This window comes from Paucibacter sp. DJ2R-2 (assembly GCF_025717675.1).
Classification (GTDB): domain Bacteria; phylum Pseudomonadota; class Gammaproteobacteria; order Burkholderiales; family Burkholderiaceae_C; genus Paucibacter_A.
Genome location: NZ_JAJIRT010000002.1, coordinates 261,378 through 274,041, shown reverse-complemented (window position 1 = coordinate 274,041; position 12,664 = coordinate 261,378). Strand labels below are relative to the sequence as shown.

The window sequence follows — 12,664 nt, the reverse complement described above, 5'->3', positions numbered from 1 at the left end:
ATTAGGCTCCGATCGAAAATGATGGGCGGCCACCATGGTGACCAAGGAGAAGGCCGCGAGCCGAAAAGGTGCTGTAAGTAGTCAAGACTCCAGTTGAGCTTGCGGAGTCGCGGTTTTCGCAGTTGCGAAGGCCTGTTCCCCTGGACCGCCTCGGGCCGCGCCATCGCCAACGGCCGCGACGAAGGCTTCACCAAGCTGCTGTTTGATGAAGAGACTCACCACATCGTCGGTGGCGGCATCGTCGGCACCCATGCCGGCGACATGATCGGCGTGATCGCCCTGGCGATCGAGATGGGGGCGGGCGCGGTGGACATCGGCGATACCATCCATTCGCACCCAACGCTTGGCGAAAGCATCGGTATGGCAGCGGAAGTAGCGAAATCGTTGACGAGACCTAAGTCCCGAACGGGAAGCCGTCCGGGGCTTTTGCTTCCGGGTCTTGGCCGGGGTGTGCGCTTGAAAGGAGGCCGGCATAGACTCCCGGCAAACATCGCCACCGGAGACCGCCGCCATGTCCGCTCGACCCTCGATTTGCACCTTGGCTTGCATTTCCGTCTCGCTCTTGGTTGCTTGTGGTGGAGGGGGCAGCTCCGTCGCGGCTGAACCCAGCCCCACGCCCGCTCCAACGCCTGCACCCACGCCCGCACCCACCCCAGCCGCGCCGCAACTGAGCATCTTGCGCAGCGATCTGCAAAGCCCTTGGGGCATGACGCAGCTGCCCGACGGCCAGTGGCTGGTGACGCAAAAAGGCGGCATCCTGCTGAAGCTGCCGGCCAGCGGCCAAGGGGCATCGATGGCGATCGGTGGTGTGCCCGCGGTGGCGTCAGCCGGACAGGGCGGTTTGCTCGATGTGGCCATTGACCCTGACTTTGCGAGCACGCCCTGGGTCTACCTCAGCTATGCCGAAGCCGGCCAGGGCGCGGAAGTCGGCAAGTCCGGCACGGCCGTGGCTCGCGGGCGTCTGGTCGGCAATGCGCTGGTCGATGTGGCAACGATCTTCCGGCAGGCGCCCAAAGTCAGCGGCGGCGGTCACTTCGGATCTCGCCTGGTGTTTGCGCGTGACAAGAGTTTGTTTGTGACCCTGGGCGAGCGCCAGCTCGGTGCACCGGCGCAAGACCTGGCACAGACGCTGGGCAAGGTGGTGCGCATCCAGCGCGATGGCAGCATCCCCAGCGACAACCCCAACTTCGGCGCGGGCGCTCGTGCCGGCCTGTGGAGCGTTGGGCATCGCAACCCTCAGGGCGCAGCCTTGCATCCGGCCACGGGCGAGCTGTGGGTCAGCGAGCATGGCCCGCAGGGTGGCGATGAGATCAATATCGCCCGGGCGGGGGCCAACTTTGGCTGGCCGATCAAGAGCTATGGCTGCAACTACGGGGATCCGGTCGGCGAAGGCTGCCGCCTCGGCGGTGGCGTTCATGCGCCGAGTTATGTGGAACCTTTGACCTACTGGGTGCCGCTGTCGGTGGCGCCGGCCGGCTTGGTCTTCTACACCGGCCGCATGTTCCCGGAGTGGCAGGGCCAGCTCTTCTCGGGCTCGTTGGCCGGCCAAGCTTTTTGGCGCCTGCAGCTCAGCGGCAACACGGTTCAATCGCGCACCGAGATGTTCAAGGATCAGGGCGAGCGCATTCGCGATGTTCGTCAGGCCGCCGATGGCGCTTTGATGCTTTTGACGGACAGTGGCAAGCTCTTGCGCTTGGCGCGCTGATCGAGGCCAGCTTCCTAGGGCCATATCTTGGGGCTCAGCTCGTACCCATGGCCCAGAGTCAGTGCTCAAAGCCATTCATGGTGCCCAGTTCGTGGGCTTGTAGCGCCCGCTGGCAAGGCCTACACAAGCCTTTGCCCTTGCTTACCGCCATCGACATCACTGGTATTCCGCTGCCCTCGGACAAGTTAAACGCGATCGCAGCGCTGCCGGGTTTGGCTGTGTCGTGCGAGAAGCGGTAGCGCGGATACGGCGCTGGGTGCCGCAGGTCGTGAAGGCGAAGCCGGCCGAGTTGCGCGCTCCGCGGCTGCAGGCAAGCGGCAGGTAGCCATCGTCCGCCACGCGCCTGTCATCCTGCCGCCCTCACGCTGTCGCATACTCGCGCGATGGCCTATGTTCACCGTCTTGGCGCTGAGCGCTTTCATTTTGCGGACCTGCGCAGCTTGCTGGCCAAGGCGAGCCCGCGGCGCTCGGGGGATGAGCTGGCGGGTGTGGCGGCTGCCGATGCGCGAGAGCGGGTGGCCGCGCAGCTGGCGCTGGCCGATCTGCCGCTGAAGGCGTTTTTGAACGAGGCCGTCGTGCCCTACGAGAGCGACGAGGTCACGCGGCTGATCATCGACACGCACGATGCCGCGGCCTTTGCGCCGATTGCGCATCTGACCGTGGGTGGCCTGCGCGATGCGCTGCTGGCCGAGGCGCTGGACACGGCGGCGATCGCACCCGGCCTGACGCCCGAGATGGTGGCCGCGCTGAGCAAGCTGTGCCGGGCGCAGGACCTGATGTTGATCGCGCAGCGCTGCGAGGTCGTCACCCGCTTTCGCTCGACGCTGGGCCTGCGTGGGCGGCTGGCCACGCGGCTGCAGCCCAATCACCCGACCGACGACGAGGCCGGCATCGCCGCCAGCCTGCTGGACGGGCTGCTGATGGGCGCGGGCGATGCCGTCATCGGCATCAACCCGGCCACCGACAACCTGCCCCAGGTGATGCGCTTGCTGCAGATGCTCGATGCGGTGATCCGCCGCCACGAGATCCCGACGCAGAGCTGCGTGCTGACCCATGTGACAACCACGCTGGAAGCGATTCATCGCGGTGCGCCGGTGGACCTGGTGTTCCAGTCCATCGCCGGCACCGAGGGCGCCAACCGCGGCTTCGGCATCACGCTGGACCTGCTCGCCGAGGCGCAGGCAGCCGCGCTGGCGCTGCAACGCGGTGGGCGCCAGGTGATGTATTTCGAAACCGGCCAAGGCAGTGCGCTGTCCAGCGGCACGCACCAGGGCTGCGACCAGCAGACGCTGGAGTGCCGCGCCTATGCGGTGGCGCGGCGCTTCGAGCCGCTCCTGGTCAACAGCGTGGTGGGCTTCATCGGGCCGGAGTATCTGTTCGACGGCAAGCAGATCCTGCGCGCCGGGCTGGAAGACCATTGCTGCGGCAAGCTGCTGGGCTTGCCCATGGGCGTGGACGTGTGCTTCACCAACCATGCCGAGGCCGATGTCGACGATGTCGACAGCCTGCTGACGATGCTGTGCGCTGCCGGCTGCAACTACATCATGGGCGTGCCCGGCTCGGACGACATCATGCTCGGCTACCAGAGCACCAGCTTTCACGATGCACTGGCGATGCGCCGCCTGCTGGGCCTGCGGCCGGCGCCTGAGTTCGAGGCCTGGTTGCAGCGCATGGGCGTGTTCGAGCCCGGCGGCTCGCCGCGGCTGGCAGACGCCTTGCCGGCCGGCTTTGCCGCGCTGCTGGAGCGGGCATGAGTGCCACCGCCAAGCCCGCCGTGACCGCGCAGCCCTGGGCCAGCCTCAGCCGCTACACGGCCGCACGCATCGGTCTGGGGCGCGCCGGCGCCAGCGTGCCCACCGCCGCCCACCTTGCTTTCCAGCAGGCCCATGCCGAGGCCCGCGATGCCGTGCACACGCCGCTGGATGCCGAGGCCTTGCTGGCGGGCCTGCGCGCGCTCGGCGAAGCGCCGCTTCGGGTGCACAGCCAGGCCGAGGATCGTGCCCGTTATCTGCAGCGCCCCGATCTGGGTCGTCAGCTCGATGCCGCCAGTGCCGCGCTGCTGGACGCGCAGCCGGCGGGCCGCGCTGACGAGGCCCCGGACTTGGCCTTTGTGCTGGCCGACGGCCTCTCGGCGCTGGCGCTGCAGCGCCAAGCCCTGCCGCTGCTGGCCGCACTGCGCGAGCGCCTGCTGGACGAGGGCGGCTGGAACTGGGCGCCGCCGGTGGTGGCGGTCCAGGCCCGCGTGGCCATCGGTGACGAGATTGGCGCGCGCCTCAAGGCCCGCTGCGTGGTGGTTCTGATTGGCGAGCGGCCGGGCTTGTCGGCGCCGGACAGTCTGGGCATCTATTTCAGCTGGGCGCCGCGCGTGGGTCTGGTCGATGCCGAACGCAATTGCATCTCGAATGTGCGCCCCGAAGGCCTGCCGGCGCCCGCCGCCGCCGCCAAGCTGCATGCGCTGCTGCGCGAGGCACGTGCCCGGAAGCTCAGCGGCGTGGCGCTGAAGGATGAGCAGGACGAGCGCTCATTGGCCGCTGCCGAGCCCGCAGCCTTGATGCGGCTGCTGACTGGCTGAGTGGCCGAGGGGGAAGGGCGGAAGCGTGGGCGGCCTCAGGCTGCTCCAGCGCTTTTGCGCCCCGCCGCCCCATCAGACCCACCCCGTCAGAGCGGCAGCCGATTGCGCAGTCCAAGCCGTATGACACTTGAGCGGCGGCACAGGCAGGCCGCCATCAAGACACAGCGGCCTCAAGCACCCACAAGCTGCTCTGCCTGGGTGTGAGCGGGTGGCAGGTCTTGCCTCAGCTGTTCCAACTCCGCCAACAGTCCGGGCGGGCACCACCATTCGGTCTGCACCTGCCCGGCATAGACACAGGCCTCGTTGCCGTCCAGGCTGATCCAGTCACCTTCGCGCAAGCAGCGGTCGCCGAAGTGGACCTCGCGCGCGGCTTCGTCCAGCCACATGCCTTCGCAGGCGACCAGGCAGACCTTGCCCATCTGCCGTGCCACCACGGCGGCATGCGAGGTGCGCGCGCCGTTTTGCGTCAAGAGCCCGAGGGTGAGCGCCAGCGCGGCGCTGTCGGCGGTCTCGGCGTCACGCCGCAGCAGCACCGCCGGCTGACCGGCCGCCTGGGCTGCCCGCGCGCCGGCTTCGTCAAGGACGATGCGGCCTGCCACTACGCCAGTGCTGGCCGCCTGCGCCCGTGCCAGCGCTTGTGCTGCTTGTCCATCGGCGGCGAGCACACGGCTGAGCCGCAAGGCTTCGCCGTCCAGACCCGCACAACGTTGCTGGGCGGTCGCCTGATCGATCACGCCCTCGCGGCATAGATCCAGCGCAATTCGCGCCTGGGCCTGCGGGCTGCGTTTGCCGTCCCGCGTCTGCAGCAAGTAAAAACGCCCATCCTGTACGGTGAATTCGAAGTCCTGCATCTCGGCCATCTGGCGTTCCAAGAGCGCACAAGCTTGCTGCAGTTCCTCCCACACCTGGGGCAAGACCTGCTGCAACTGCTCATGCCCCTGGGCGCTTCGGCGCCCCGAGACCACGTCTTCGCCCTGGGCGTTGAACAGGAAATCGACCCACAAGCCGGGTTCTCCGCTGCGCGGGTCACGGGTGAAGCCCACGCCGGCGCCCGAGCGCGCGCCCGCGTTGCCGAACACCATGGCCTGCACGGTGACGGCCGTGCCGATGGCGTCGGCAATGCCATGGGCAGCACGGTAACTGCGTGCCTTGTCGGATTGCCAGGAAGCAAACACCGCGGCAATCGCTTGCTGCAGTTGCAGCTGCGGTGACTGCGGAAACGGCTTCCCGGCGACTTGGTTGTACAGCTGGAGAAAGCGCTGAGTGAGGCCGCGCAACTCGGCAAAGTCGAGCTGGCGCTCATCACGACCGGCGCAGAGCCGCTTCAATTCGTCCTCAAACAAGGCGGCAGGCAGGCCGACCACCACTTCTGCAAAGCTGGCAATCAGACGGCGGTAGGCATCCCAGGCCAGGCGCGGATTGCCGGTCTGGCGAATCAGGCCCTGCACCGTTTCGTCGTTGAGGCCAATATTGAGCAGGGTTTCCATCATGCCTGGCATGGACACCGGCGCACCGGAACGCACCGACAGCAGCAAGGGCCGGGCCGCATGGCCGAAGCGCAGCGCTGCACTGGCCGATTCCAAAGCCTGCAGCGCTGGCGCCCAGAGTTCAGGGCTCGCCGCTTGGTCCTGCGATGCTGCGTCGGCACAGAACTTCGTGCCCAACACAAAGGCAGGCGGCACCGGCAAGCCCATTTGCGCCATGCGCAGCAGATTGAAGGCCTTGAATCCCAGGCCTTGCGGGCTGGCCTGAGCCAAGGGCGTTTGGCCGGCGCAGCCCAGGAGGAAGAGTTCGGACGGCAAGGCCGCTGTGCTGATCGCTTTCATGCGCCCACCTCGGTCTTGCTGAACACCAGCTCGCGCAGGGCATAGGCCGCGTTGAGCAAGCGGTCCGAAGCCAACTCCAGCTGATTGGCCAGGTCGTTGACCAGCATCAGCGCGGCCGCGTTCGACAGCTCGGCGGCCATGCAGCGTTTGGCGGCCCGCAGCAACTCATCGCATTGCCGCTCGGCGCGCAAGACCTGCCAAGTGGCGGCCACAAACTCATCATGCTCGGCGGCTTCGCTGGCCGCATTCAGCCCGCGCGCCACGGCCACCGCCTTGACCTGCTCTTGCGTCGCATGCAGCACCGCTTGCGCCAGCTGCGACAGCAGCTCGCGCAGTTCGCGGTTCCAGCCCTGGTGATGGTGGTCGGCGATCAAGCTCAGCAAGAACGCGCATTCCTCCAACGCATCGGCCGCATCGTCCGCCGTTTGCAAGAGGCCCGCGAACGGTGCCCAGCGTGGCTGGCGGCGCGCGCGCTCGCGGGCTTGCATGACCAGATGGTCGGCCTGGCGCTCCCAGGTCTTGGCGCGCTGAGCCAGCTTGGCGGCGGCTTCTTTGTCCTGCTCCCAGCCATGGGCCAGGGCCTGACTGATGCCCTCGGCCAGGGTCTGGCAATAGGCCGCGTGTTCGGCCAAGAGGTCAAACTCGGGCGCACGCTGTTGCAACTGCCGCGCCAGCAGCAAACGGGTTTCATCGGCCACCAGGGCGCTGGGCTGTTTTTGCAGCAAAGCTTGCGAGGCCATGCGCAGCACTTCGTTCAAAAAGGCCTGTGCGCCGCTCTGGCCCAAGACCTCGTCCAAGCGATCGCCAATGCGAAAGGCATCGGCCCCCAGCGCCTGCATGGCTTCGAACAACATGCGCTCGCCGCCGGTCTTCAACCAGGCCATATGGCCCACGTCCTGCCGGGCCGCCTCGGCCAGCACCGCAATCGCCTCGCGCTTGCCGACAAAGTTCAGCAGCCGCTTGCGGGCCCGGTTCCAATCGATCAAAAAGACGATGCGCGAAGCCACGCCCTCCAGCATCCACAAGAGCTGGGCCTCGTCCTCGGCCTCAAAGCGCGCGGTGCCCAGCTGATAGGCCTCACCCTGATTCAGCCCCGCCGAGACACGAGCTTCGGGCACGGACCATTGCGCGCCATAGGCGGCCAGTTGCGCCTGGAAAAACTCGAAGCGGGTTTTGTGCAGGTCCGAATAGGTCAGGCTGATGGCCAAGCCTTGAACTTGCAGCACCAGCACATGGGCATCATTGGTGCCGATATCGTTTTGGATCAGCAATCGCTCGCTGTCGCGCGTGGCTGCCGTATCCAAACCGGGGTGGTCGAACTTCAAGGGTGCGGTGCGCTGCAGGCCGCGCATAAAGGCGGCCACACGCGGCCGGTCGCCGTCTTCCAAGGCCCAGACATGGGCGCCCTCGATCAACTCGCTGGCCAGGCTGGCTGCCAGCTGGTTGAGCTGCTTGTGCAGGTCCATCACCAAGAGGTGCAAGCTGTCGTCGTCGGCCTCGCCATGCTTGGCACGGTGGCCGTGGCTCAAGCTGCGCAGCAGGGCGGGGCTGAGCACCTCGTCTTGCACGGCTTCCAGGGTCGAGGTCCATCGTGCCACCCGCTCACGCGTGGCTCGGTCGGTTTCGGTTTGCAGCAAGGGCCGCGCCATCAAGGCCAGATCCTCGGCCAACTGGGCGGCCAGGCGGGGCAGCTCGGGCAGCAGCACATCGTCGCCCTCGCGGCTGGCCTGGGCCGGCATCTCGCGCAGCCAGGCGGCGTCCAGGCTGGCAGCGGCCATCTCGTGACGCAAATCCGGCAAGGCCTGTTTGGGGGCCATGGCATGGCTGGCGGCGGCTTGCAAGACCGTCAGGCACAGCTTCAATCGATCATTGGCCAGCAAGGCGGTTTTGACCCAGGCGGGCAAGAGCAAGCTGTGCTGACCCAGGGACGCGACGGCATCGGACTTTTGCATGATGGTGGCCGGAACAAAACGGCTCGAGATGAAGGACTCGGCCAGTATGTTCAGGTGCGCGTGACAAGGCCGTTACAGGCGCTTGAGTACCGCGTCGGCGCCCCGTCTGCCTGCAAAGGCTTTGACTTGGCGCAAATCGAAGGGCGCAGCGCACACCCTGAAAGCCGGGCTTGGGCTCAGCCGCTTGGCGGAGCCCCTTCCACACCATCCCTCATGAGAGCCCGGGTTGCCCCAGTCGGTCGAACCCTGCGACAAGCCGCATGTGCTTGAGCGGCCCGCGGCTGTTGGCCGCCCCGCAGGGGGCGGCAACCTAAACTAGCGCGCCGGCTGCCCCGGCCCTTGTGTACCCTCCGACCGCGCGCTCAGGTAAGCGTACAGATCGGCGATATGCGCGTTCACCACGGGGTCGCTTTGCCAGGCCGGCATCTGCACCTGACCCGGAGGGCGTGGGCTCAAGCCGGCCGCATTGCCGGCGCCGGGTGTGGCTGCCCAGTCATAGCGTTTCAGCACCAGATTGGAAAAGCGCTCGGAGCCCATCTCCCGCACTCGGGGCAAGAGATCCGGCGCCTTGCCCGTGCCGCTCGCGGCAGCGCCATGGCAGGCGGCGCAGTTCTCTTGGAACACGCGCCAGCCGATCGCCACCGAACCGGGCAATTTGGCCGCCTCGGCAATCTCTTTGGCGCCCTGCTTGTTCTGAAGCTCGATCGCACAGCCCGCCATTGACAAGGCCAGAGGCGCCAGCAATGCCAGCAATGCCGACGTTCTAAGCCCCTTGGTTCGACTTTGATTTACTTGCATCTTGCGTTCCTCCTCAATGGCTTGGGTTCGTTCCATTGTGGCGCTGCGCCTCGGCTCGCCCTTGATCAAGATCATGTCAATCACCCGACCCGCGGGGCGGCTCCCCGCAGCCGTCCAGCCTCAGCCGCCCACGGTCAACAAGCTCTCATCCCAATCGGTGTGCTTGTCATAGCCCAGCAGCGCGGCCGTGGTGGCGGCGATATTGGACAGGCCGGCGGTGGCGGTTTGCTTCAGGCCCAGGGTCAGGCCAGGGATGCGGTGGTACAGGATCAGCGGCACCGGGTTCAGCGTGTGGGCGGTCTTGGCTTTGAAGCTGCCGTCCTTGTTCAGCGAAGGCTGGCCACTCTTTTTGTCCAACTCGACCATCTCATCCGCATTGCCATGGTCGGCGGTGATCAGGGCCACGCCGCCAGCGGCGTCCACGGCCTTGAGCAGGCGGCTCAGCGCCAGATCGACCGCTTCGATGGACATGGTCGCCGCACGGAAGTTGCCGGTGTGGCCCACCATATCGCCGTTGGCGAAATTGCAGCGCAGGATCTTGTGCTGGCCGCTTTGCAGCGCGGCGATCATCGCGTCGGTGATCTCAGCCGATTTCATCCACGGGCGCTGCTCGAAGGGCACAACATCGCTGGGCACTTCGAGATAAGTTTCGCCGTCGAACTTGCTGGAGCGGTTGCCGTTCCAGAAGTAGGTCACATGGCCGAACTTCTGGGTTTCCGAGCAGGCGAACTGCGTCACACCGAGCTTGCTGAACCATTCACCCGAGGTGTTGCGGATGGCCGGTGGCGCCACCAGAAAGCGCGCCGGCAGCTTCAGGTCGCCGTCGTACTGCAGCATGCCGGCGTAGGTGACTTTGGGCGCACGCACGCGGTCGAATTTGTCGAAGGCCGCGCCCTCTTCAAACGCGCGGGTGATCTCGATGGCTCGGTCGCCGCGGAAGTTGAACAGCACCACTGCATCGCCGTCTTCGATGCTGCCGATGGCCTGGCCGTTCTCGGCGATGACGAACTCGGGCAGGTCTTGGTCGATCACGCCTGGGTGCTGCTGGCGCAGCCCTTCGATGGCGGCGGTGGCATTGGCGAACTGCGGGCCTTGGCCCAGCACATGGGTCTTCCAACCGCGTTCGACCATGGGCCAGTTGGCGTCATAACGGTCCATGGTGATGGACTGGCGGCCGCCGCCGGAGGCGATGCGGGCGTCGAAACCGTCGCGGCTCAGCTCGGCCAGAAAGGCCTCGAAGGGCACGACGTAGTCCAGCGCGCTGGTCTCGGGCACGTCGCGGCCGTCGATCAAGGCGTGGATGCGCACGGTGGCAATGCCCTCAGCCTTGGCTTGTTGCACCAGGGCCTTGAGGTGGTCGATATGGCTGTGCACATTGCCGTCGGACAGCAGTCCGACGCAGTGCAGGCGGCCGGTCTTGCCGGCCGCGACGATGTCCTTCCATGCCTGGCCCTTCCAGATCTCGCCCGAGGCGATCGAGTCGGCCACCAGGGCTGCGCCCTGGGCATAGACCTGGCCGGCGCCCAGTGCGTTGTGGCCGACTTCGGAGTTGCCCATGTCTTCGTCAGACGGCATGCCCACGGCCGTGCCATGGGCGCGCAGGCGGATGTTCGGGTGCTGCGCGAACAGCGTGTCCAGGGTCGGTTTCTTGGCGGCGGCGATGGCACTGCCGGCGTCCGTTTTCGAGAGGCCGTAGCCGTCCATCACGACCACCACCACCGGGCCGATGGCGGCGGCAGCTTGGGAGAGAGCTTGGTTCTTCTGCAGCATGTCGATGATCTCAAGAGAAAGTGGGTTGAGCACCCGGTTGGCGCGTTCACACCGCGGCAGCGATGCCTGTCTTGGTCGGTATTGTGCGTGCTGATCATCTGCATCGCAGCAGACAGTGCCTGGGTGCTTGTCTTGCGCAGCGGCGCCCGCGAGGACGGAGCCTGCAACTCACCGATGCTGCGCTTATCGGCCGGCCTCGCTGCCGGCTGCTGGTTGAGACCCTTTCTCGGCCATCAGCCAAGCGAGGGCGGCCGAGGCTACGCGTGACAAGGCCTTGTCCGCCCGGCTGGTCAGCGCGATCGGCACCTGGGCGCCGAGGACCACGCCGCAGCTCGATGCGCCGGCCAGATATTCCAGCTGCTTGGCCAGCATATTGCCGGACTCCAGGTCGGGCACGAGCAGGATGTCGGCCTGGCCGGCGACCTTCGATTGGATGCCCTTGATCTCGGCCGCTTCGCTGGAAATGGCGTTGTCGAAGGCCAATGGGCCGTCGAGCAGGGCGCCCCGGATCTGGCCGCGGTCGGCCATCTTGCACAAGGCGGCCGCGTCCAGGGTGGAACTGAGCCGGGGCGTGACCGTTTCGACGGCGGCGAGCAAGGCCACGCGCGGCTGGGTCACGCCCAGTGCATGGGCCAGCTCGATGGCATTGCGGGCGATGTCGGCCTTGTCTTCCAGGCTGGGCCGGATGTTGATGGCCGCATCGGTCACCAGCAAGGGCTTGGCATAGCTGGGCACCTCGAAGCGGAAGACATGGGAGAGCCGCCGGCCGGTGCGCAAGCGCGGCTCGGCCAGCACGGCAGAGATCAGCTCGTCGGTGTGCAGGCTGCCCTTCATCAACATGGCGACGTCCCCCGCCGCAGCCATGGCGGTGGCGACTTCTGCAGCCGCATGGCTGTGGGCGCAGTCGTGCAGTTCCAGGCCTTCCAGCGAGAGGCCTGCCTGCGCTGCCGTGGCGCGAATGCGCCCGGCCGGGCCGACCAGCACCGGGACGATCAGACCGTGCTTGCCGGCATCGAGCGCGCCCTTGAGCGACTCCTCATCGCAGGGGTGAACGACGGCACAGCGCAGTGCCTGGCGCAACTGCAGACTGGCCAGCCAGTGCAACAGGCGGGCCTGGGGGGCGAACAGGTGCAGCTCCGGCAAGCTCACGCGGGGCAGGGCCAGCTTGCTGGTGGGCGCGCGCACCAGGGCCTCGCCGCTGACCACCAGCTCGCCATGCTGGTTCTTGACCGTGCAGTCCAGGCGAACGTTGTGGGTCTCGGCGTCGCAGTCCATCACCACGACTTCCACGTCCAGTGCATCGCCCAGCCGCACCGGCCGGTGGAAGTGCAGGCTCTGGCCGATGTAGATCGTGCCGGGGCCGGGAAACTCGGTGCCCAGCAAGCTGGAAATCAGCGCGCCTGCGAACATGCCGTGGGCGATCACACCGCGGAAACGGCTGGCGTCCGCGTAGGCCGTGTCCACATGCGCGGGGTTGACGTCGCCAGACACCAGCGCGAAGGCCTGGATGTCTTCCATGCGGATGACGCGCCGCAAGCTGGCGCGCAGCCCGGGCTGGAGTTCGTCGAAGACGTGGTTTGTGATCAGTTCACCTGGGGTGCTCATGGAGACTCCTGTGTTGCTTTGAAGTGCTGCACGGCCGGGCCGTTCAGCGCAAGGCGTGGCCCTAGCCCGGATATTTCACGAGGTCGGCCCCGGCTGGGCCGCAGCAGCGATGAGCACGACGTTCTCTCGCTTCGACGTCCTATCCCTTTTGGATACAGGGCCTACGCGGGCTTGCGCGGCCCAGACCTTGCCCCTGACGCTTCAACTCCTCGCCGATGCCTCGGGGCATCGGCTGCGGCTGTCTCAGCGCCATTGGCTGCGGCCTGGATTCCCGCAACTCCCTCGTCCCTCGTGAAACATCCGGGCTAGACCTTCGTCGCTACGGATGACAGTGGCGTGAAGCTGCGGCCTGCCGCGATGCGAGCTTGCGTTGGATCAAATCCCGGCGGCCCCGAAGCAACTGCGCGAGATGAAGGGACGGCCTTGGCATGCGGGA

The 12,664-nt window shown here is 66.8% G+C and carries 8 protein-coding genes and 1 pseudogene; 4 read left to right on the top strand and 5 right to left on the bottom strand.

Annotation, left to right across the window (positions count from 1 at the left end; all coding sequences use genetic code 11):
- Positions 1-126: 126 nt before the first annotated feature.
- The 4 genes and pseudogenes from LNV28_RS08365 to eutC all read left to right on the top strand — a co-directional run.
- A pseudogene (locus LNV28_RS08365) lies at positions 127-378 on the top strand (oxidoreductase dimerization domain-containing protein); the annotation flags it as partial.
- A gap of 133 nt (positions 379-511) precedes the next feature.
- Positions 512-1,705, top strand: coding sequence for a PQQ-dependent sugar dehydrogenase (locus LNV28_RS08360; RefSeq protein WP_263518475.1), 1,194 nt, complete (start codon positions 512-514; stop codon positions 1,703-1,705).
- 383 nt (positions 1,706-2,088) lie between these two features.
- Positions 2,089-3,459 carry an ethanolamine ammonia-lyase subunit EutB gene (locus LNV28_RS08355; RefSeq protein WP_263518474.1) on the top strand — a complete coding sequence of 457 codons (1,371 nt, stop codon included), beginning with the start codon at positions 2,089-2,091 and terminating at the stop codon, positions 3,457-3,459.
- Positions 3,456-4,277, top strand: a complete 822-nt coding sequence (eutC, locus tag LNV28_RS08350) for an ethanolamine ammonia-lyase subunit EutC (protein WP_263518473.1) — start codon at positions 3,456-3,458, stop codon at positions 4,275-4,277. Before LNV28_RS08355 ends, eutC begins: the two co-directional genes overlap by 4 nt.
- A 170-nt stretch (positions 4,278-4,447) precedes the next feature.
- Here the strand turns inward: eutC and LNV28_RS08345 are convergent, their stop codons facing one another.
- The 5 genes from LNV28_RS08345 to LNV28_RS08325 all read right to left on the bottom strand — a co-directional run bounded on the left by LNV28_RS08345 (position 4,448) and on the right by LNV28_RS08325 (position 12,228).
- Complete coding sequence (locus LNV28_RS08345) at positions 4,448-6,103, bottom strand: PEP/pyruvate-binding domain-containing protein (protein ID WP_263518472.1); 1,656 nt, start codon at positions 6,101-6,103, stop codon at positions 4,448-4,450.
- The gene (locus tag LNV28_RS08340; protein WP_263518470.1) at positions 6,100-8,055 is read right to left on the bottom strand and encodes a DUF47 domain-containing protein; all 1,956 of its coding nucleotides are present in this window, start codon (positions 8,053-8,055) and stop codon (positions 6,100-6,102) included. The genes LNV28_RS08345 and LNV28_RS08340 overlap by 4 nt, the downstream gene beginning before the upstream one ends.
- Positions 8,056-8,370: 315 nt before the next feature.
- Positions 8,371-8,922, bottom strand: coding sequence for a c-type cytochrome (locus tag LNV28_RS08335; protein ID WP_263518468.1), 552 nt, complete (start codon positions 8,920-8,922; stop codon positions 8,371-8,373).
- Between the two features lie 51 nt (positions 8,923-8,973).
- Positions 8,974-10,623, bottom strand: a complete 1,650-nt coding sequence (gene gpmI, locus LNV28_RS08330; RefSeq protein ID WP_263518466.1) for a 2,3-bisphosphoglycerate-independent phosphoglycerate mutase — start codon at positions 10,621-10,623, stop codon at positions 8,974-8,976.
- Positions 10,624-10,806: 183 nt separating this feature from the next.
- A complete protein-coding gene (locus LNV28_RS08325; RefSeq protein ID WP_263518464.1) occupies positions 10,807-12,228 on the bottom strand; it encodes a bifunctional enoyl-CoA hydratase/phosphate acetyltransferase in 1,422 nt (473 codons plus the stop codon).
- Positions 12,229-12,664: the final 436 nt, after the last annotated feature.

Coding starts and splice junctions, on each gene's coding strand:
- LNV28_RS08345 (WP_263518472.1), bottom strand. CDS start 6,103: ATGAAAGCGATCAGCACAGCGGCCTTGCCGTCCGAACTCTTCCTCCTG.
- LNV28_RS08325 (WP_263518464.1), bottom strand. CDS start 12,228: ATGAGCACCCCAGGTGAACTGATCACAAACCACGTCTTCGACGAACTC.
- LNV28_RS08355 (WP_263518474.1), top strand. CDS start 2,089: ATGGCCTATGTTCACCGTCTTGGCGCTGAGCGCTTTCATTTTGCGGAC.
- gpmI (WP_263518466.1), bottom strand. CDS start 10,623: ATGCTGCAGAAGAACCAAGCTCTCTCCCAAGCTGCCGCCGCCATCGGC.
- LNV28_RS08360 (WP_263518475.1), top strand. CDS start 512: ATGTCCGCTCGACCCTCGATTTGCACCTTGGCTTGCATTTCCGTCTCG.
- eutC (WP_263518473.1), top strand. CDS start 3,456: ATGAGTGCCACCGCCAAGCCCGCCGTGACCGCGCAGCCCTGGGCCAGC.
- LNV28_RS08340 (WP_263518470.1), bottom strand. CDS start 8,055: ATGCAAAAGTCCGATGCCGTCGCGTCCCTGGGTCAGCACAGCTTGCTC.